The sequence below is a fragment of the Chryseobacterium paridis genome (assembly GCF_016595215.1).
In the GTDB taxonomy this organism is placed as follows: Bacteria; Bacteroidota; Bacteroidia; order Flavobacteriales; family Weeksellaceae; genus Chryseobacterium; species Chryseobacterium paridis.
The window spans coordinates 990131-1008891 of the sequence record NZ_JAENHK010000010.1 but is presented as its reverse complement, the minus strand read 5'-3'; the positions used below and the strand labels follow the sequence as shown (position 1 = coordinate 1008891).

Annotated in this window: 19 protein-coding genes; 9 read left to right on the top strand and 10 right to left on the bottom strand. The window is 33.6% G+C overall.

Annotated elements, in window-relative coordinates; translation table 11 throughout:
* The 3 genes from JHL15_RS14060 to JHL15_RS14050 form a co-directional block, all read right to left on the bottom strand.
* Complete coding sequence (locus JHL15_RS14060; RefSeq protein WP_200246711.1) at nt 1–1563, bottom strand: MFS transporter; 1563 nt, start codon at nt 1561–1563, stop codon at nt 1–3.
* Between the two features lie 209 nt (nt 1564–1772).
* Complete coding sequence (locus JHL15_RS14055) at nt 1773–2819, bottom strand: HlyD family secretion protein (protein WP_200246709.1); 1047 nt, start codon at nt 2817–2819, stop codon at nt 1773–1775.
* 3 nt (nt 2820–2822) lie between these two features.
* Complete coding sequence (locus JHL15_RS14050; RefSeq protein ID WP_234047776.1) at nt 2823–4160, bottom strand: TolC family protein; 1338 nt, start codon at nt 4158–4160, stop codon at nt 2823–2825.
* Nucleotides 4161–4297: 137 nt separating this feature from the next.
* On the opposite strand from JHL15_RS14050, the gene JHL15_RS14045 reads away from it, so the two are divergent.
* The gene (locus tag JHL15_RS14045) at nt 4298–5098 is read left to right on the top strand and encodes a helix-turn-helix domain-containing protein (RefSeq protein ID WP_200246707.1); all 801 of its coding nucleotides are present in this window, start codon (nt 4298–4300) and stop codon (nt 5096–5098) included.
* 304 nt (nt 5099–5402) lie between these two features.
* Here JHL15_RS14045 and rplI read toward each other — a convergent pair whose 3' ends face one another.
* The 6 genes from rplI to JHL15_RS14015 form a co-directional block, all read right to left on the bottom strand.
* Nucleotides 5403–5909 carry a 50S ribosomal protein L9 gene (gene rplI / locus JHL15_RS14040; protein WP_200246706.1) on the bottom strand — a complete coding sequence of 169 codons (507 nt, stop codon included), beginning with the start codon at nt 5907–5909 and terminating at the stop codon, nt 5403–5405.
* Nucleotides 5910–6045: 136 nt separating this feature from the next.
* Nucleotides 6046–6348 (bottom strand): 30S ribosomal protein S18, encoded by a 303-nt coding sequence (rpsR, locus tag JHL15_RS14035; RefSeq protein WP_007844708.1) that lies wholly within the window; start codon nt 6346–6348, stop codon nt 6046–6048.
* A gap of 30 nt (nt 6349–6378) precedes the next feature.
* Entirely contained in the window at nt 6379–6720 is a 342-nt protein-coding gene (gene rpsF / locus JHL15_RS14030; RefSeq protein ID WP_172278518.1) for a 30S ribosomal protein S6, read from the bottom strand.
* Nucleotides 6721–6933: 213 nt separating this feature from the next.
* Nucleotides 6934–8283 (bottom strand): chloride channel protein, encoded by a 1350-nt coding sequence (locus tag JHL15_RS14025; RefSeq protein WP_200246704.1) that lies wholly within the window; start codon nt 8281–8283, stop codon nt 6934–6936.
* 240 nt (nt 8284–8523) lie between these two features.
* Nucleotides 8524–9834 carry a dihydrolipoamide acetyltransferase family protein gene (locus tag JHL15_RS14020; protein ID WP_200246702.1) on the bottom strand — a complete coding sequence of 437 codons (1311 nt, stop codon included), beginning with the start codon at nt 9832–9834 and terminating at the stop codon, nt 8524–8526.
* A 63-nt stretch (nt 9835–9897) separates the two neighbouring features.
* Nucleotides 9898–10725, bottom strand: a complete 828-nt coding sequence (locus JHL15_RS14015) for an SAM hydrolase/SAM-dependent halogenase family protein (RefSeq protein WP_200246700.1) — start codon at nt 10723–10725, stop codon at nt 9898–9900.
* 382 nt (nt 10726–11107) lie between these two features.
* Here JHL15_RS14015 and JHL15_RS14010 point away from each other — a divergent pair, with 382 nt between their 5' ends.
* The 4 genes from JHL15_RS14010 to JHL15_RS13995 all read left to right on the top strand — a co-directional run bounded on the left by JHL15_RS14010 (nt 11108) and on the right by JHL15_RS13995 (nt 14322).
* Nucleotides 11108–12067 (top strand): PhoH family protein, encoded by a 960-nt coding sequence (locus JHL15_RS14010; protein WP_200246698.1) that lies wholly within the window; start codon nt 11108–11110, stop codon nt 12065–12067.
* A 142-nt stretch (nt 12068–12209) separates the two neighbouring features.
* Nucleotides 12210–12707, top strand: a complete 498-nt coding sequence (locus tag JHL15_RS14005; protein WP_200246696.1) for a hypothetical protein — start codon at nt 12210–12212, stop codon at nt 12705–12707.
* A 212-nt stretch (nt 12708–12919) separates the two neighbouring features.
* Entirely contained in the window at nt 12920–13582 is a 663-nt protein-coding gene (locus tag JHL15_RS14000; RefSeq protein WP_200246694.1) for an outer membrane beta-barrel protein, read from the top strand.
* Nucleotides 13583–13665: 83 nt separating this feature from the next.
* The gene (locus JHL15_RS13995; RefSeq protein WP_200246692.1) at nt 13666–14322 is read left to right on the top strand and encodes a porin family protein; all 657 of its coding nucleotides are present in this window, start codon (nt 13666–13668) and stop codon (nt 14320–14322) included.
* Between the two features lie 61 nt (nt 14323–14383).
* Here the strand turns inward: JHL15_RS13995 and ffh are convergent, their stop codons facing one another.
* Nucleotides 14384–15745 (bottom strand): signal recognition particle protein, encoded by a 1362-nt coding sequence (gene ffh / locus JHL15_RS13990; protein WP_200246690.1) that lies wholly within the window; start codon nt 15743–15745, stop codon nt 14384–14386.
* A 460-nt stretch (nt 15746–16205) separates the two neighbouring features.
* Between ffh and atpB the strand changes: the two genes are divergently transcribed.
* From atpB to atpH, 4 genes are all read left to right on the top strand, one after another.
* The gene (gene atpB / locus JHL15_RS13985; RefSeq protein ID WP_200246688.1) at nt 16206–17333 is read left to right on the top strand and encodes a F0F1 ATP synthase subunit A; all 1128 of its coding nucleotides are present in this window, start codon (nt 16206–16208) and stop codon (nt 17331–17333) included.
* Between the two features lie 50 nt (nt 17334–17383).
* The gene (locus JHL15_RS13980; protein WP_007844726.1) at nt 17384–17602 is read left to right on the top strand and encodes an ATP synthase F0 subunit C; all 219 of its coding nucleotides are present in this window, start codon (nt 17384–17386) and stop codon (nt 17600–17602) included.
* Nucleotides 17603–17706: 104 nt separating this feature from the next.
* Entirely contained in the window at nt 17707–18201 is a 495-nt protein-coding gene (locus tag JHL15_RS13975) for a F0F1 ATP synthase subunit B (protein ID WP_089026644.1), read from the top strand.
* Between the two features lie 2 nt (nt 18202–18203).
* Complete coding sequence (gene atpH, locus JHL15_RS13970; RefSeq protein ID WP_200246686.1) at nt 18204–18743, top strand: ATP synthase F1 subunit delta; 540 nt, start codon at nt 18204–18206, stop codon at nt 18741–18743.
* Nucleotides 18744–18761 lie beyond the last annotated feature (18 nt).

Genomic DNA, 18761 nt, shown 5'->3' with positions numbered 1-18761 from the left:
TTACATAATGTTTCTGATAGCAATTTTAGCAGGATGGTATAACAATAAAAGCAATGCTGTGATAAATGCCAGCCAGAATAGCCCTGTGAATATTTCCATATTGGAAAGAAGAATCGCCTGAGAGGTAATCTTCGCTTTAAATGCTCCGGCAGTCAGTGATAAAGATTCATTGATAGGTAATTTAGAGATATGAGTTCCAAAGATTTGATTCCATTGAGAATAGAAAATAGGATTAGTATCCGTTAAATTATAGCTTAATGTATCAGAATGCTTTAATGTCAGAAACAGCATTAAATTCTGCATCAAAGCATAGCCTATCGCAGTTGTCCAGAATCGGGTAGTGGTTCCCATAGCTGTACCATTGGCTACATAATCTTCGGGAAGTCCTGCTATTAAAAAAAAGACTAGCGGAGTGAATAGTAGACCCTGGGCAATTCCCTGTAAAAATAAAGGCGGACAAATAGTAGAAAGACTGGTGTCGGGATAAAAAGTATAGGTGAACCAGGCACAATCAATGGCTAATAAAAAGAATCCGGTAAAAAAAACAATTCTGGAAGAAATGCCTTTCATTAAACAGATCCCCGATAAAAATACACCTATCAGCGTTCCTGCCACATTCCAATATTGTACATCTACAATATAATCCCACGGCCATTTCCATACAGTCGCCATTATGCTATAGACATTGTTTAGCCCTGAGCGAATAAGATAAAATACAAAAAATAAGATCATTCCTACGATTACATTTTTAGAGCTTAAAACTTCGAAATGGAAAATAGGACGTTTGGAGTTTCGTTGTTTTAAAATAAACAGTCCTCCGGATATCAGAAATGTGAACAAACATAAAACAATGATCTGAGACTCAAACCACATTAATCTTTTTCCATAGATGATAGCGTAAGCTCCCGATTGCAAACAGGCCCATAAAAGAAACCAACTTGTAATATCGAGCTGATATAAAGGTTTTTTAGGAAAAAATCTGTTTTTATTAAATAAGGCAATACCAATAATCAATACAAAAATATGAAAGTACACAATCATTAAGATCATGTGTTTAAAGTCATAATCCTGAATACTTGACTTTAATAAGGAAGTCGTAATCGTCCCACCCGTCAACATGATGGTATACATGAAAAGATAAGCAATTACTTTTGCATGTCTGGTTTTTAATTCTGCAATGATAAGGGGTAAAAAAATAGCACCCTCCAACAGTCCGAAAATTCCTTCAAGAAAACGGATAACGAGAATCACATGATAGTCATTTGTAATGGATAAAATATACAGGATAATGACCGAAACAGATGACATCAGTAAAATATAGTACTTGACGCTGAAATAGGCCATAAATCGCTGCAAAACTAAAAGGGTAACCACAAATGTCCCGTACATCAAAATCAATAAGTATTGGATATCATCCGGATCCACATCCATAAAAGAAGCTGTAAAGGCACTATTGGAATGTAGAATAGATAATAACATCAAGTGGGGAAACAACGCCAGAATAAGGAGCGGTAGTTTCAACCATTGTGGTACCCATTTATAGTAAACTGAATTGTGTTGCATGTTTTGGAAGGTAGGTATTAGGTAGCAGGTATTAGTTTTTAGGTTTGAGGGTTTGAGAGTTCGAGGGTTTTTGGGGGGTGAGAGGTGCGGGGTTCGAGATGCGAGATATGTGTTATAAGCTTATATCTAATGTACAACCAAGAACCTCGTATCCCTAACAAATTCTCCAATTTTCCACTTTCCACTTTCAATTTTCAACTTTCCATTTTCTATAATTTTCTAGCGCTTACCAGAACATTCATCCCCGAAAGAAGTTTTTCATTGTCCTGATTGTTATCCAAGATAATTTTTACTGGAAATCGCTGTTCGATCTTTACAAAGTTTCCCGTGGCATTATCAGGTTTAACCAAAGAAAATTGAGAACCAGAGGCAGGAGAAACAGAGATTATTTTTCCTTTAAACTCAATATCAGGAAAAGCATCAGCTTCAATGGTCACTTCTCGTTGCTGATCAATTTGTCCTAATTGAGTTTCTTTAAAATTAGCAATGATCCATTTTTCTTTACTAACCATCTGTACGAGAGCTTGCCCTTCTTTGATCAATTGTCCTTCCTGGATTGTTTTTTTTCCAACCCAGCCATCGTAAGGGGCTGTAACTACAGTATAAGACAGGAAAAGTTTAGCATTATTAAGACTCGCAGAACTTTGCTGGATCTGACTTTTTGCAGGAGCAATTTTGGTTTCCTGTTCATTGGCCCCAGCCCTCACTGCGTTTTTTTGTTGTTCCAATGCAAGAAGGTTAGCCTTGGCTTGGTCATAAGAAGCTTTTACATTCTCAAATTGCTGCTCTGTTGCTGCATCTTCTGCCACAAGATTCTTATATCTTTTGTAATCCTGTTCGGTTCTCCATATATCAATTTTTGCCGAAGCTATTTTAGCATCAATGATTTTCGTATCACTTTCTTTTGTACTGACACCACTTTGAATGGTTGTAATGTTTTCCGAATTAGCATGAAGATTAGCTTCAGCCATTTTTACCTGATTGATGAATTCACGGTTATCAATCACAATTAATGTATCTCCCTTACGTACAAACTGATTTTCATTGAACCGTATGGATTTGATAAAACCTGAAACTTTACTTGAAACGGGTGTAATATATTGTTCGATCTGTGCATCGTTAGTTGTTACATTTTTTCTGGAGAAAAGGTAGAAACTTACCATTCCTGTAATTCCACTTATAATGAGAATCCAGGCTAATAAAGTAATCGTTTTGTTGATCCTTTCTTCTTTTTTAGTCAATTGCTTCTTATTCATAGTTTATAAGTTCCCGATGGTATATTGAAGTTGATAGTATTTTAATTGTCTGTTGATCTTTACAGAAATAAGGTTAGATTGGGTTTCCAAGTAAGTATTATCAGCATCGATAAGTTCTGTTATAAGACTTAATTTATTAGCATATTTTGTCTTTACGATGCGGTAGTTTTCTTTAGCCTGATTAATAGCTTCTTCAGCGATTTTTACTTTTTGATCAGTCTCTTCGAGCTTTTTATAAGCTTCATATACGGAATGTTTCAATCCTTCTTCCTTTTCCTCAATCTGTAATTTTGCAAGATCTATATTTTCCTTTGCTTCTTGCATTTTGTATTTGTTCTTATACAGGCTTTCTATGGGGTAAGTGAGATTAACTCCTATCATGCCTAAGCGATAAGCATAAGGTTCCGGTGGAAAGAACATCATGTTGGGGTATTTGATAAAATATTCTCCACCTGCGGTAATTTTTGGTAAGTAATTAGCCCTTACAATTTTCTGATCTAGTTCCTTTACTGAAAGGTTCTTCTTTGTGATCTCAATATTTTCATTTTTAGCCAAAGCTGATTCTGTAAGTTCATTGATATAAGGAATTTCGGCATTATCAGAAATAAGATCTTCCGTATTGACATGCATTTCCTGATGGTCTTGAATAAAGAGAATTGTTTTTAGTTTATGTTCCGCTATCTGAATATCATTATCAAGCTCCGTCCAGCTCATTTTATGATTAGAAAGTTGGAGTGAAGTTCTCAGAACCTCGTTAAAAGTAACTACACCATTAGCCTTTAAAGATTTTACCTGCTTGATGTTTACCGAATCTTCTTTCATTTTTTGAGAAATAAGATCCTGTTGTTCTTTTAAATGATGGATTTGCAGGAAGGCAGTGATGATTTCCATTTTAAGTGTTCTTTCATCCAAATGAGTTTGCAATTTTGAAATTTCAGTATCAATAAATGCTTTTTTCTCGGTATTTTTAATTCTCCCACCCATATAAACAGGTATAGAGGCTGACAGAGTAAAATCATACATTCCATTGATTATATTATATTCGGTTGCTTTGCCAAATACGCCATTTTCATGCTGGAAAAGATTGGATACCTGAGTGTAGCTGGTGTGAAATTCAATGTCCGGTAATCTTTCCATTTTGAGATCTTTCTCTTTGGTTTCGGACATGTTTTGTTTAAGGTGGCTGATAAGGATATTCTTGTTGTTTTGCAATCCTAATTCTATAGCCTCTTGAAGACTGAGGTGTTGATAATCGATCACTTGTGAGTGTAAGAAACTGCTTATCAATAATAAGCACAACGCAATCCAGTGATACCTGCGTGTGCTAAATATCATTTTCATAAATAAATTAAAGTTTTTTTGCTAAATTGATTTTGATACTGCAAAGGTACGAGCAGCCGATACAGACATGATTTGTTAAAGCAGAAAAAGATTTGTTCATTTACGCCAAATAGAAAAATTCTCTCTACCTTTATCTCATGAATGATAGCCACTTTAAAGCAGTAGAAGAAGATGATGCAGAATTTTATGTTTATCATGTTCTCACTGGAAATATAAAAACAGATATTCATAATCATAGTTCTGCACAATTAGTATATGCAGAGGGTGGTATCGTGCATATTTTTACGGAACTCAAACATTGGTATCTTCCCGCCAGATGTTTTATGTGGATTCCCGCCGGAATTCCCCATTATATTTTTACATCAAGTCCGCAAGTTGATTTATATAATTTTTATTTTAAAAAAGAAAGTGAAGAAAATGGCTTTTTTGATGAAATTAATATCTACTCAGTGAGTCACTTACTTAGAGAGATGATTTTATATACAAAAGGGTGGGATGGGAAAATCACAAAAAATGATGGTGCTAAATATTTTTTCCTCAAAGCATTAAAGGGAATTTTGCCAGAAAAAAGAGATAAGAAACTGGCATTCCCTGTTCAGCATCCTTTTCCTAAGGATGAGACTTTATTAAAAGTAGCAAAGTACATTCACGCCAATCTCGAAAAGAACCTTACCATTGAGTCTACGGCCAAAGAATTCGGAATGAGTACCAGAACATTGTCGAGAAAATTTAAAGAGATTTTGGGGATGAATTACGTCCGTTTTTTGAGAGCTCTACGAATTACCCGTTCATTAGAATTGATGCTCGAAGGAAAGTATAATATGTATGAAATTGCCATGATGGTTGGTTACAATAGTTTGTCGTCTTTCAGTACTATTTTTAAAAAAGTAATAGGAATACCGCCTACAGAGTATCTGCAGAAGTTGAGGGGAGAGTAGATGTTAGGTAATAGGTTACAGGGTTTAGGGTTTAGGGATGCGAGATTCGGGTTTGAGAGTATGAGAGTATGAGAGTTATCTGGTTCCAGAATTGTAACCCAAGTTATTATTTTTGTCCTAACTCCTAACTCCTAACTCCTAACTTTCAACTTTCAACTAATAACTAATAAATTTATCTCATAACTCGAACCTCGTATCTCAATTCTCCTAAATTTTCAACTTCGTAGCAATTAAATATAAAGCAAAAAAAACCACTTCGAGCGAAGTGGTTTTATATGTTTGTGAGAAATAAATTCTCTTTTTATTAAGCTTCTTCTTCAGTAGTTTTAGCTTCCTCCTTTTTAGGAGCAGGAGCTACAACAGGAGCATCAGAAACAACATCAAATTCGAAGTTGTATTCTACATTTCTGTGTAATCTGATAACTGAAGTTACTTTACCAGTTCTCTTAATAGTGTTCCCTGGAATTTTGATGTATTTCTTATCTACTTCAACACCAGCTTTAGCAAGAGCTGCAGAAAGGTCAGCGTTGTTGATAGATCCGAATAATTTATCTCCAGATCCTACTTTAGCAGGAATAGAAATAGTAGTTTTCTTTAATTGATCAACTACAGCGTTAGCAGCAGAGATTAATTTAGCTTCTTCTTCTTTTCTAGCCTCTAATGTAGCTTCTAAAGTAGCCTTGTTTTTAGGTGTAGCTAAAAGTGCAAAACCTTGAGGAATCAAGAAGTTTCTAGCATAACCTGGCTTTACGTTTACTGTATCAAACTCAAGTCCTAAGTTTTCTACGTCTTTTTTTAGGATAATTTCCATTGTTGTTGTCCGTTTTAGAGTTCCGAGTTCCTGGATTTGTATTCCGGGTTACTCTTTCCTTCGTTAGAATTTATTAATTAATTCAGCAACAAAAGAAGAAGGCGAACCTCCTTCTTTTATTTATTTTTTTGTTGTCTTATTTTAATAAGTCAGCTACGTAAGGCATTAAAGCAAGGTGTCTTGCTCTTTTGATAGCAGCAGAAACTTTTCTTTGGTATTTTAAAGAAGTTCCAGTGTATCTTCTTGGTAAAATTTTACCTTGCTCGTTTACGAACTGTAATAAGAAATCAGCATCTTTATAATCTACATGCTTAATTCCAAATTTTTTGAATCTACAATATTTCTTTTCAGATTTTGTGTTGATATCAAGCGGAGTAAGGAATTTTACTTCTGATTCTCCTCCAGCTGAGGCTTGTTTAGCCATTTCATCTATTGCCATATCTTGTCTTTTTTAATAATGGGTTAATAATTAAGCTTTAGCTACTTTTACTTTAGTTCTTCTTGTTACAGCATAGTCAATAGCATGCTTATCAAGTTTTGTAGTAAGGTAACGGATTACTCTTTCGTCACGTTTGAAAGCTAATTCTAAATCAGCAACGATAGTACCTTCTCCTTTAAACTCGATTAAAGTGTAGAATCCGTTCTTTTTTAATTGGATCGGATAAGCTAATTTTTTTAATCCCCAGTTCTCTTTAGCAACGATTTCGCAGTTTTTCTCTTTTAAAAGAGTTTCAAATTTTTTCACTGCTTCCTCCACCTGTGCGTCAGATAGAACGGGAGTTAAAATGAAAACAGTTTCGTAATTGTTCATAATGTTAAATGAATTTGTTAATTATTTCGAGGTGCAAAATTAGTGAAAGTATTTTAAGTATGCAATAGATGGTGAAGATTTGTTCTTTGGAACTGAAAATTGAAAATGGAAAGTTGAAATTAAAAGTTATGAATTATGAATTATGAATTATGAATTATGAATTATGAATTATTTTTCCTAAACCCTAAACCCTAAACCCTAAACCCTACAACCTTATTCCTTCCTAATTTCATTTAAAAAATTCACTTTTATCACATCATAAAGTGAGTGTCTGCTTACGAGAATGGATGCTATGGAAGATACCATTCCTGCCAACATCAAATGAAAAATGAGTGAATGTCTGTCTGTCATCTCAAGGACAATAATAGCAGAGGTAAAAGGAGCTCTTGTGATACCTGTAAGAAAAGCAACCATCCCAGCGAGAACAACGACATTGGTTTCATTCTGGGTAAGATGGATAACTCCTGAAATTACAGATCCAATACTCGCTCCGGCTGAAAGGGCAGGGGCAAAAATTCCACCGGCACCTCCGGAAGTGAAAGATAGGGCAGGACCTAACATTCTTAAGATAGGAACATACCAATCCTCATGTTTGTTTTTGGTAAAAAGAACACGCTCCATGATTTCCTTTCCTGAACCTAAAATTTCTCTATTGATAAAGAAAGCAACTGAAGCAATAATGAGTGCACAACCAACTAAGAACAGTACATTAGCTCTATCTGTTTTGAGGTTTTTCTTTTTCCATGCATTCATTTTAAGCATCATAACAGACAGTTGACTTGCTAGAATTCCGGAAACCCCTGCGACAAGAATAATGGGGAACATAACCATTAAAGAGACATCATTTGTCTTGGGATATCCTAAATATAGATAGGAACCAGCTAATGTCTGGGCTGTTAATCCAGCAATAATGACTGCAGTAAATAAAGCTGTTTTAAAATAATTAATATGGGTTTTCGAAAGTTCTTCCACTGCAAAAACAATTCCCCCAAGGGGAGTGTTAAAAGCTGCTGCAAGTCCAGCTGCAGCTCCTGTCATAATCATATTTTTTTTGGATATTTTAGGCCACCATTCAGGAAGGTATTCATTAACCTTTCTAAATATGGAACCTGCAATTTGAATTGTTGGACCTTCACGACCTACTGCACCACCACCAATTACGAGTATTACAGAGGAGATGATTTTAAAGAAGATAATTTTAATACTTAACAAGCTTCGTATCTTTCTATGTTCTTTAGGGTTGGCTAATTCTACAGCAGCCATTACTTGGGGAATTCCACTTCCTTTAGCATTAGGCGCAAATTCTTTCACCAGCCACCATGATAATACAAAACCAATTGGAGCGATAATGAAGATCATCCATGAATGCCAGTTAAAAATAAAATGTAAAAGATTCTCTCCCCATGCAAATACCTTAGCATACATCACTGCAAAGAAACCTGTAATCACTGAGCCAATCCAAAAAGGAATAGCCTGAAGCAGATTGTACTTCAATTGTTCATTTCGGATATTATCGAAGGATTTTTTGAGACCGCTACGGATTTTAGAAAAAACTCTACGCATTTTATCTCTGGATATGAGGGGAGAAAATGTTTCGTTTATTGATCTTTTTAGAATAGATGGCCCTTGTCATAATGAGACGAACCGGGTTTTGGATAGTACTTAATTTCATCATTTAAAGTTTTTCTAAATTTAATATTATTTGGGAATAAATCCAATAATAAAAAACCTCCGAATTAACTTCGAAGGTTTTATATGGTATAATTTGTAATAAGCATAGAATACTTATTGCCAATGTATTATTTAAATTTCTGTATTCAGATCCCAGTTCTGAAGGTAGTCATGGACATGTTTAAGGAACATTCCACCTAGTGAACCATCTACCACTCTATGATCATAAGAGTGAGACATGAACATTAACTGACGGATTGCGATAACATCACCATCTTTCGTTTCAAGTACTGCAGGCTTTTTAACAATAGCTCCAATTGCTAAGATCGCAACCTGAGGCTGAGGAATAATAGGAGTTCCCATTAAGTTTCCAAAACTTCCTACATTGGAAATAGTATAGGTTGCACCCTGAGTATCTTCTGGTCTTAATTTCTTATTTCTTGCTCTGAAAGCCAAATCATTGATTGCTTTTGCTAATCCAGAAAGAGATAGTTGATCTGCATTCTTAATAACAGGAACAATAAGATTTCCATCAGGAAGAGCTGTTGCCATACCAATATTGATGTTTTTCTTTTTAATGATATTATCACCATTTACAGAAACATTAATCATTGGATAATCCTGAATTGCTTTTACAATTGCTTTTACAAAAATTGGCATGAAAGTAAGTTTTTCACCTTCACGTTTTTCGAACAGGTCTTTATGTTTATTTCTCCATTTTACTACGTTGGTAACATCTGTTTCAATGAAAGAAGTAACGTGGGGAGCAATATGTTTTGCTTTTACCATGTTTTCAGCGATGATCTTTCTCATTCTGTCCATTGGAATGATTTCATCACCTGCTGCAACTGATATAGGAGTAACAACAGGAGTCGTTGCTACTACTTGTGGAGTTGAAACAACTTGTTGAACCGGTGCAGCTTGAGGCTGGTTTCCTCTGTTACTAACGTATGCTAAAATATCTTCTTTTGTAATTCTTCCTTCTAAACCACTTCCTTTAATCGATTTTAGTTCAGATTCAGAAATGTTTTCTTGTTGTGCAATAGATTTTACAAGAGGTGATAAATAAATATCTCCTGAAAATTCAACTGCAGAATTCCCCACTTTTAATGGTTCTTCAATCGTTTTTAAGGTTTCAGTATCAGGAGCTGATACCGGAGCTTCAGTTTTAACTTCTTCTGTAGTTGTATTTCCGCCTTCTCCTTCAATTTCTAAAATAGCAATGGCTTCACCAACTTTTGCAACTTCATCCTTTTGCTTTAAGATTTTCACAATTTTTCCCGAAACTGGTGTGGGAACGTCTGAATCAACCTTATCTGTTGCAATTTCTACTACGGAATCATCCTCCTTCACCTGATCACCCTCATTGAATAACCAAGTGATAATTGTAGCTTCCATAACACCTTCTCCCATGGAAGGAAGCAATAATTTGTACTCTGCCATTTTTATTTTTTAGATTTTGACAAATATATAAAAAAAATCGGTTTTTTTACGGAATATATAATTTTACGAAAATTCTATATAAATATTCCCTCCTACATTCAGTCCAAACAAACTTCTGGCGCCATTTTTTTTGCTTCCCTTATAAATCGTAAGCTCCAATAATTGACTATCATTAAAGATAGCTGCGGATTGTCCGTGAAATTCAGTTTCTCTATTCCAGTCAGAAACAACTTCTGTATGGCTAGAGAATATCTTTGAAAGACTTAAGTTCCTGAATTTGATTGTGAAATTTTCATGCCCTTTGCCTGCAGTTTCAAAAAAATCTTTGCTAATATTTGATATTATATTTCCGAAATTATCAATGTACATTACTTCCCCGATGATCATTTTTTCATTTTCATTATAAACGGGTTTTGGGAATAAAAGTTCTTTTACATTTTTTATTTTTCTACCGATCACTTCAGGTAGGCCACCATTAGCTAAATGTACGGCTGCCGGAACAAATATATCTGTTGAAGTAAAGTTAATAACATCATCAAACCGGTTATTTAGAGTGATTTCATAAATAGCTTCTGGTTTAATATCAAAAAAGATAAGACTTAGCAGCCCGTTATCTGCTGCCAGAAAGTAAGAGCCATCGGCTTTGTATAGGATATTTCTTCGTGACTTATGATAAAAACTGTCTACAGAAACAATGTGAATCGTTCCTTTAGGAAAGTGTTTATAGGCATTTCTTACAATGTATGAAGTCTGTACAAGATTGTATGCCTGGATTTCGTGAGTAATATCAATAATGTTAACCTCAGGATTTAGAGAAAGAATCTTGCCCTTCACAGCTGAGACCCTGTAATCTAAATTTCCGAAATCCGAAGTAAGCGTAATAATTGACATTTTTGTAGTTGTGGAATGATACTAGTGATGCAAATTTATTTAAAATAAAGGAAAATTGAATGTTTATAACTCATAAAAAATAATAAAAAAAAGAACTGAAAAGTGATTTGATCCTTTATTTATTGGTTAAATTATCATATTTCTCACTATTTAGAAATATATTTATAGTAATGCAAAAACCATTATTAAGATCTTCAAAAAAGTACAATGAAGGATGAGATTTATTTTTATAATAGGTAAACTTTAATAAAAATTGTATTTTATGTGGCTAAGTGATAGGTGATTGTGAATTAAAGGTATTTAAATGAAAATTGTGGATAACAAAATGAATACAAGTTTGGAAAAAAACTTTAAATTTAGATTCTAATATAAAAATGCTTACATGTTTGAATTAACATATGATTTGGAAGATATCGATGTGAAAATCTTCTATGGAGTTAATAACCAATATTTCAATTTATTAAAATCAAGCTTCCCAACACTTAAAATTACCGGGAGAGATCATTCTGTTTTTGCAAAGGGAAATCAGGAAGCTTTAGATATACTTAAACAAAAACTTGACGATATTGTAAATTTTATTTCGAAAAATAATTCTATTGAACTTAAGGATGTAGAAAATATTCTGAATATTAAAGATGAGACTGAAAAACAGTTGATTTTTGATCAGGATATTATTGTAAAAGGAGTCAATGGTAAAATTATAAAAGCTAAAACAACCAATCTTAAAAAGCTAGTCAAAGAAACAGAGAAAAAAGATATGGTTTTTGCTATAGGACCTGCTGGAACCGGTAAAACCTACACGAGTGTGGCTTTAGCAGCAAGAGCTTTAAGAGATAAAGAAGTTAAAAGAATTGTTCTTACAAGACCTGCAGTAGAAGCAGGGGAGAGTTTAGGATTTTTACCAGGTGATCTTAAAGAAAAGCTGGATCCTTATTTACAGCCTTTATATGATGCTCTCAGAGATATGATTCCTCATGAGAAATTAGAAGGTTTTATGGAGAAAAAAGTAATCGAGGTTGCTCCTTTAGCCTTTATGAGGGGGAGAACTTTAGATGATGCTTTTGTTATCCTGGATGAAGCCCAGAACACTACTCATGCACAAATGAAAATGTTTCTAACTAGAATGGGGATGAATGCTAAGTTTATCATTACAGGAGATCCTACGCAGATTGATTTACCAAGAAATCAGCAATCAGGATTAAAAGAAGCAATGAGGATTTTGCATGGTGTCAATGAAATAGGCTTTGTTCACCTTACTGAAGAGGATGTTGTAAGGCATCCGGTTGTGAAAAAAATTATTCTTGCTTATAACGAAGAAGAGAAGAGATTGAGAAATGATTAATATCGATCTATATTGATTATTCAATATTATTAATATAAACCACTTATTTATTAAGTGGTTTTTTTTATCCGGGTTTATCCGGGTTTTAGAATAAGAAATAAATGTTAATTTTGCAGTATCAACTAAAACAAACTATTCGAAAATGAAAAAACTATTATTATTGGGCGCTTTTGCGTTTTTAGGTAGTGCAGTTCATGCACAAGAGGGTTTTAAACTAGGAGGACATATTGGGATTCCTGTTGCTGATGCTAGTGATGTGTCATCATTTACTTTAGGTGTAGATGCATCTTATATGTGGAATATTACAAAAGGGCTAGACTTAGGGGTTGCTTCTGGATACTCGCATTTCTTTGGAAAAGATAACTTTGATGATTTCGGGTTTATTCCGGTAGCTGTTTCAGGAAAGTACAAGTTTTCAGGCGCTCCTATATTTGTAGGATTAGATCTGGGATATGCGATTTCTGTAAAAGATGGACTTGATGGAGGTTTCTATGCACAACCAAAATTCGGTTATCAGATGTCTAAAGGAGAGTTGTATATAGGATACCAAAGTATTAGTAACAGACGTGATTATGGCTGGTACAGATCAAGCTGGACAATTGGAGCTGTAAATATTGGTTACAATTTCTTTCTTAAATAAAATTATTACAAATACAAAGGTTTTTGAACTCCAATTGCATAATTGGAGTTTTTTTATTCAAAAGTTTGTGAAAAAAATAATTTGATATAATCACTGCATTTTATTCTTGAAAAAAACGAGTAGAAAAGGATGATATTAATCACATTAACAAATTTTAATATTCGATAGACCCACTGTAAATTTGCTCTAAGAAAGTATTAAAATTTTTTAAAATGAAAAAATTATTATTAGCGAGTGCTATTGCACTTTTCGGTTTATCTAATGCTCAGATTGCAAAAGGAACTGCATATTTATCAGGACAAGTTGGTTACTCTCAAAATGAAAACAACAATAACGATACTAAAGTAGAGAGCTTCAAAGTTCTTCCAACTGTAGGTTATTTTGTTGGGACTAACTTAGCTGTAGGTTTAGGAGTAGGTTACAAAAATGACAAAACTACTACAACTACAACAGGTACTATTGGTGCTACAAACTTTGTTAACGAAAACAAAAATACTACATCTGCATTTGTAGTAGCTCCTTTTGTAAGAAAATATTGGACTATTGCTGATAAATTGTATATCTTCGGTCAATTAGAAGTTCCAATGGAATTTGGTCAGTACAAAACAGAAAAAGAAGCAACGACTACTACAGGTTCAACTGTAACAAGTACTTCTACTTCTGACAAATCTAACTATACTTCTATCGGTGTTAACATTAAGCCAGGTTTAGATTATTTCCTAAACAAAAACTGGTCTATTGAAGCTACTATCGGTGAGTTTGGTTACAATACTAACAAATTGAATGTTGATGGAGCTAAGAGAGTAAATGATTATAAATTCGGATTGAACTTATCTTCTGTAACTTTCGGAGTTAAATATGTTTTTGCTAAGTAATTAACAAAACATTTATAAAACAAAGGCCCTAAGAATTTATTTTTAGGGCTTTTTTTTAACAATTTATTTTAAATATAATAACTATGAAAAAGATCTTATTAGTGTCTGCATTGGCATTTTTTGCAAGCATGAACGCACAGACAAAGTTTGGAGTGAAAGCAGGATATGCTTTGTCTAAATTAAATTCTAATGAAAACAACATTGAATTTGAGGGAATCGAAGGAAGCCTGAAATCAAAATCAGGGTTTTATGTAGGAGCTTTAGTTGAACATAAATTCAACAATAAGTTTGCTGTTCAGGGAGAAGTGGAATATGCAAATTTAGGAGGGAAGGCAAAAGTGTCTCTTCCTGGCGGTGTTACAGTAACTGAAAATTTGAATTTTAATAGAATTGTAATTCCTGTATCAGCAAGATATTATGCAACTCCTGAACTAGGAATTTACGCTGGTCCGTATGTGAGCTTTAAAACCAATACGACAGCAAAAATCAAAGTAAGTGGAGCTATGGCTAATCCACAGGGGATTAAAGAGGGAGAGGAGTATCTTGAAAGAGCTTTCAATGATAATTTCAAATCTACAGATTTTGGACTTTTCTTTGGTGCTGATTATAATGTATACAAAGGATTATTTGTAGATGCGCGTTATAGTTTTGGACTAACAAATATGCTTAAGAATCCTGTACAGGATGAAAAAATGAAAATGAATTTCTTCCAGCTTGGATTGGGATATAAATTCAAATAAAAACATAAACAAAAAAACTCTCAGAATTTCTGAGAGTTTTTTATTTATTATAATTGATGGTTTATTTTCCAAACATTCCACCCATTCCAGGCATATTCGGCATTTTGCTCATCATCTGCATCATTTGTTTTCCTTGAGGCCCCTGCATCATCTTCATCATTTTACCCATTTGATCGAATTGTTTCATCAATTGATTTACATCTTCGATCTTTCTTCCTGCACCTCTTGCTATTCTTTGCTTTCTCTGAGTATTAATGATAGATGGTCTTCTTCTTTCCTCTGGTGTCATAGAATGAATAATAGCTTCAATATGTTTAAATGCATCATCACTGATTTCCACATCTTTGATTGCTTTTCCAACTCCCGGAATCATTCCCATTAGATCCTTCATGTTACCCATTTTCTTGATCTGATTGATTTGTTTTAAGAAATCATCAAAACCAAACTCATTTTTAGCAATTTTTTTATGAAGTTTTTTAGCTTCTTCTTCATCAAATTGCTCCTGAGCTCTTTCTACTAGGGAAACAACGTCTCCCATTCCTAAGATTCTGTCAGCCATCCTTTCTGGATAGAAAAGATCTAAAGCTTCCATTTTCTCACCCGTAGAAATAAACTTGATTGGTTTTTCAACTACAGAACGGATCGTTAAAGCAGCACCCCCTCTTGTATCACCATCTAATTTGGTAAGAACAACACCGTCAAAATTCAAAGCATCATTAAATGCTTTTGCTGTATTTACAGCATCCTGACCTGTCATAGAGTCTACAACAAAAAGAGTTTCTTGAGGTTTGATGAAGTAATGAACTGATTTGATCTCGTTCATCATTTGCTCATCAATAGCTAAACGCCCTGCTGTATCCACGATGACTACATCATGGTTATTTTCTTTTGCAAATTTAATTGCATTTTCAGCAATCGTAGATGGGTTGGTTGCTCCTTCTTCTGTGTAAACAGGAACTCCAATCTGACCTCCTAAAACTTTAAGCTGATCAATTGCTGCAGGACGATAAACGTCGCAGGCAACCAATAGAGGCTTTTTATTTTTCTTAGTATGTAAAAAATTCGCAAGTTTTCCGGAAAATGTAGTTTTACCAGAACCCTGAAGACCTGCAATTAGAATGACTGTCGGTTTTCCTGAAAGATTAATTCCTTCCTGGGATCCTCCCATTAGATCTACTAATTCATCATGAACAATTTTAGTCATCAATTGTCCTGGTGTAAGAGATGTAAGAACGTTTTGCCCTAAAGCTTTATCCTGTACTCTTTTTGTAAGATCTTTTGCTACTTTATAATTAACATCGGCATCTACCAATGCTCTACGAATTTCTTTTACTGTTTCCGCAACATTGATTTCCGTAATTTTTCCACGTCCGGAAATATTATGAAGCGCTTTGTCTAATTTATCCTGTAAACTATTAAACATATGTGTTATAAATTATAGTTTGCAAAAATAAGGAATTTTTAATAATATATATTATATACAACATGGAGATTTGTTTTGCTTAATAAATTATAATTCTATTTTTGCAAAATGAATATTTGGAATAGTTTCATTATTGTAATTTTAATAGTAGTCCTTAATTGTGTTGTTTATATACTATTTAAAAGATATTTGTATGGTAAGCCTGATGCAGGAATGAAGTTTCTTGTGGTAAACCTTTCCAAAGATATTGTTTGGCTTATTATTTCTTTACTGATAATTGATAAAACAAAAGCTGATTTTTTGTTTATTGTGATCTGCTTTATCATTGCTTCATTCCTTATATATTTATCTATAATAAAACTGATTAACAAATCTTGACTTTTTTGATGATAAAAATCAATTTTTAATATTGGTAAAGTTTAATAAAATCGATATATTTGCACACGATTAAAAAAGAGATATGAACAAGAAAATTTCTTCATTATTTTTCGCATTTTTATTTGTGTTTATTAGTGGTTTAGCTAATGCACAGCACGAGTCTGAAGGTGAAAAGGCAGCTGAAAAAGTAGAGCATACAGAAGCGGAGAAGGGCTTTAATGCTACCAAAATGATCATGGAACACATTGGTGATTCTAACGAATGGCATTTATGGACTACCAAAGATGATAATGGGGAAGAGCATCATGTTTCAGTTCCATTGCCAGTAATTATTAAAGATAATGAAGGATGGCATACTTTCCTTTCTAGCAATATCGCTCACGGTCACGAACATGATGGTTATACTTTAGAAGAAGGACAAGTAGTTTCTACTAAAGGAATTCAAAAAGCAACTTTATTTGCATTAATAGGAGGGAAACAAAAATCAAGTGATGTTTATTTTGATCTATCTATTACTAAGAATGCTGCATCAATGTTCTTGTCAGTGATTTTTATGCTGATTGTATTTATTAGTATGGCTAGAAACTATAAAAAATCTCAATTGCCAAAAGGTCTTGGGAAATTAATGGAGCCCGTAATTGTATTTATCAGAGACGAAGTAGCTATACCAAATATTGGATCGGTAAAATATAAAAGATATATGCCTTATTTATTGACAGCATTTTTCTTTATCTGGTTTAATAACCTTTTTGGATTAATTCCTTTCTTCCCTGGTGGATCAAACCTTACAGGAAATATAGCAATTACTGCTGTTTTGGCAATTATTACTTTGTTGATTACTTTATTCAGTGCTAATAAAGATTATTGGAAACACATATTTATGCCACCAGTGCCTCTATTGTTGTATCCAATTATGGTTCCAATTGAGATCATTGGAATCTTTACAAAGCCTTTCGCTTTAATGATGCGTCTTTTTGCTAATATTACAGCTGGACACATTATGATCTTAGCGATTATATCTTTGATATTTATCTTCAAATCTCCATTCTTAGGATTTGCATCTGTACCATTAGCATTATTTGTTTCTGTATTGGAACTATTAGTAGCTGCGTTACAAGCTTATATCTTTACTGTGTTATCAGCATTGTTTATTGGTATCGCTGTTGCGGAACATGAACATGAGCATGGACATGAAGAACACGCTCACTAATAAAGAGCTTTAATTTTAAAATAATTTTTAACTAATATAATTTATTTATTATGGATTTATCAACTGGAGCAGGATTAATTTACGTAGGAATTGGTTTAGCAGTATTAGGAGTAGGTCTTGGTATTGGTAAAATCGGTGGTCATGCAATGGATGCTATCGCTAGACAACCAGAACAAGCTGGTAAGATTCAAGGAGCAATGCTTATTGCTGCTGGTCTTATTGAAGGTGCTGGTCTTATCGCGATCATCTTTGGTGCTTTCATCAAGTAATTATCCTCAAAGAAAATATTCTTAGCAGTGAAGCGGTTGGCTGCTGCTAAGAATTTTAAAAAGATATCCATAAAATTATCACATTAAAAAAAGAATTTACAGATATGGGAATTATTGAACCTGGAATTGGACTTTTGTTTTGGATGACGCTTACTTTTGTTATCCTGTTGTTTCTTTTAGCAAAATTCGCTTGGAAACCAATTGTTAATGCAGTAAATGACAGAGAAACTTCTATTGTTGATGCATTAAATCAAGCTAAATTGGCTAAAAAAGAAATGGAAGATCTTAAAGCTGACAACGAAAGAATTATTCGTGAGGCTAAAATCGAAAGAGATGCTATCCTGAAAGAAGCAAGAGAAATTAAAGATAGAATTGTAGGAGAAGCTAAAGATGTTGCTAAATCTGAAGGAGATAAATTAATCGAAGCAGCTAAACAAACCATCGAAACTGAGAAAAATGCTGCAATGGCAGATATCAAAACTCAAATTGGTGCTTTATCTGTAAACATTGCTGAATCTATCTTAAAGCAGAAATTGGAGAACAACGAAGCGCAAAACGAATTGGTTCAAAATTATTTAAACAAATCTAATCTTAACTAATAATGCTTACATCTAAAGTAGCTAAAAGATATGCACAAGGTTTACTGGATTTTACAAATGAATCCGGCCAAACGGCTACTGTGTTTTCTGAAATGAAAGATGTAGTGAAGTTAATGTCTGAATCAACTGATTTGAACAAGTTCTTCCTTACTCCTTACATTGATGCTAAAAAGAAGACAGAAGTAGCAAATGAGATTTTCAAGAGTTTATCACTTTCTTCTCGTAATCTAATAACATTGGTTATTAAGCAGGGACGTGAAAACCAATTGAAAAATATCGCTCAGGAATTTATCAATAAAGTGGAAGACATCAATGGAGTACAAAGAATCATTCTTACTACTGCAACTGAACTTTCAAAAGAAAATATAGATCAAATTTTGAAATCTACCAACTTGGTGAGTAACACTTCAAATTTCGATTTGCAGGTAAATGTGAATCCTAAAATTTTAGGAGGATACATTTTAAGAGTAGGAGATCAACAGATCGACGCCTCTGTGAAAAGTAAACTAAATCAGGTTAAAAAAGATTTTCAATTAAATTAAGACAAAAACAACCATACA

What these genes read in the sequence shown, in the direction of transcription:
- JHL15_RS14060 (WP_200246711.1), bottom strand. Translation starts at nt 1,563, where the DNA reads ATGCAACACAATTCAGTTTACTATAAATGGGTACCACAATGGTTGAAA.
- JHL15_RS14055 (WP_200246709.1), bottom strand. Translation starts at nt 2,819, where the DNA reads ATGAATAAGAAGCAATTGACTAAAAAAGAAGAAAGGATCAACAAAACG.
- JHL15_RS14050 (WP_234047776.1), bottom strand. Translation starts at nt 4,160, where the DNA reads ATGAAAATGATATTTAGCACACGCAGGTATCACTGGATTGCGTTGTGC.
- JHL15_RS14045 (WP_200246707.1), top strand. Translation starts at nt 4,298, where the DNA reads ATGAATGATAGCCACTTTAAAGCAGTAGAAGAAGATGATGCAGAATTT.
- rplI (WP_200246706.1), bottom strand. Translation starts at nt 5,909, where the DNA reads ATGGAAATTATCCTAAAAAAAGACGTAGAAAACTTAGGACTTGAGTTT.
- rpsR (WP_007844708.1), bottom strand. Translation starts at nt 6,348, where the DNA reads ATGGCAATAGATGAAATGGCTAAACAAGCCTCAGCTGGAGGAGAATCA.
- rpsF (WP_172278518.1), bottom strand. Translation starts at nt 6,720, where the DNA reads ATGAACAATTACGAAACTGTTTTCATTTTAACTCCCGTTCTATCTGAC.
- JHL15_RS14025 (WP_200246704.1), bottom strand. Translation starts at nt 8,283, where the DNA reads ATGCGTAGAGTTTTTTCTAAAATCCGTAGCGGTCTCAAAAAATCCTTC.
- JHL15_RS14020 (WP_200246702.1), bottom strand. Translation starts at nt 9,834, where the DNA reads ATGGCAGAGTACAAATTATTGCTTCCTTCCATGGGAGAAGGTGTTATG.
- JHL15_RS14015 (WP_200246700.1), bottom strand. Translation starts at nt 10,725, where the DNA reads ATGTCAATTATTACGCTTACTTCGGATTTCGGAAATTTAGATTACAGG.
- JHL15_RS14010 (WP_200246698.1), top strand. Translation starts at nt 11,108, where the DNA reads ATGTTTGAATTAACATATGATTTGGAAGATATCGATGTGAAAATCTTC.
- JHL15_RS14005 (WP_200246696.1), top strand. Translation starts at nt 12,210, where the DNA reads ATGAAAAAACTATTATTATTGGGCGCTTTTGCGTTTTTAGGTAGTGCA.
- JHL15_RS14000 (WP_200246694.1), top strand. Translation starts at nt 12,920, where the DNA reads ATGAAAAAATTATTATTAGCGAGTGCTATTGCACTTTTCGGTTTATCT.
- JHL15_RS13995 (WP_200246692.1), top strand. Translation starts at nt 13,666, where the DNA reads ATGAAAAAGATCTTATTAGTGTCTGCATTGGCATTTTTTGCAAGCATG.
- ffh (WP_200246690.1), bottom strand. Translation starts at nt 15,745, where the DNA reads ATGTTTAATAGTTTACAGGATAAATTAGACAAAGCGCTTCATAATATT.
- atpB (WP_200246688.1), top strand. Translation starts at nt 16,206, where the DNA reads ATGAACAAGAAAATTTCTTCATTATTTTTCGCATTTTTATTTGTGTTT.
- JHL15_RS13980 (WP_007844726.1), top strand. Translation starts at nt 17,384, where the DNA reads ATGGATTTATCAACTGGAGCAGGATTAATTTACGTAGGAATTGGTTTA.
- JHL15_RS13975 (WP_089026644.1), top strand. Translation starts at nt 17,707, where the DNA reads ATGGGAATTATTGAACCTGGAATTGGACTTTTGTTTTGGATGACGCTT.
- atpH (WP_200246686.1), top strand. Translation starts at nt 18,204, where the DNA reads ATGCTTACATCTAAAGTAGCTAAAAGATATGCACAAGGTTTACTGGAT.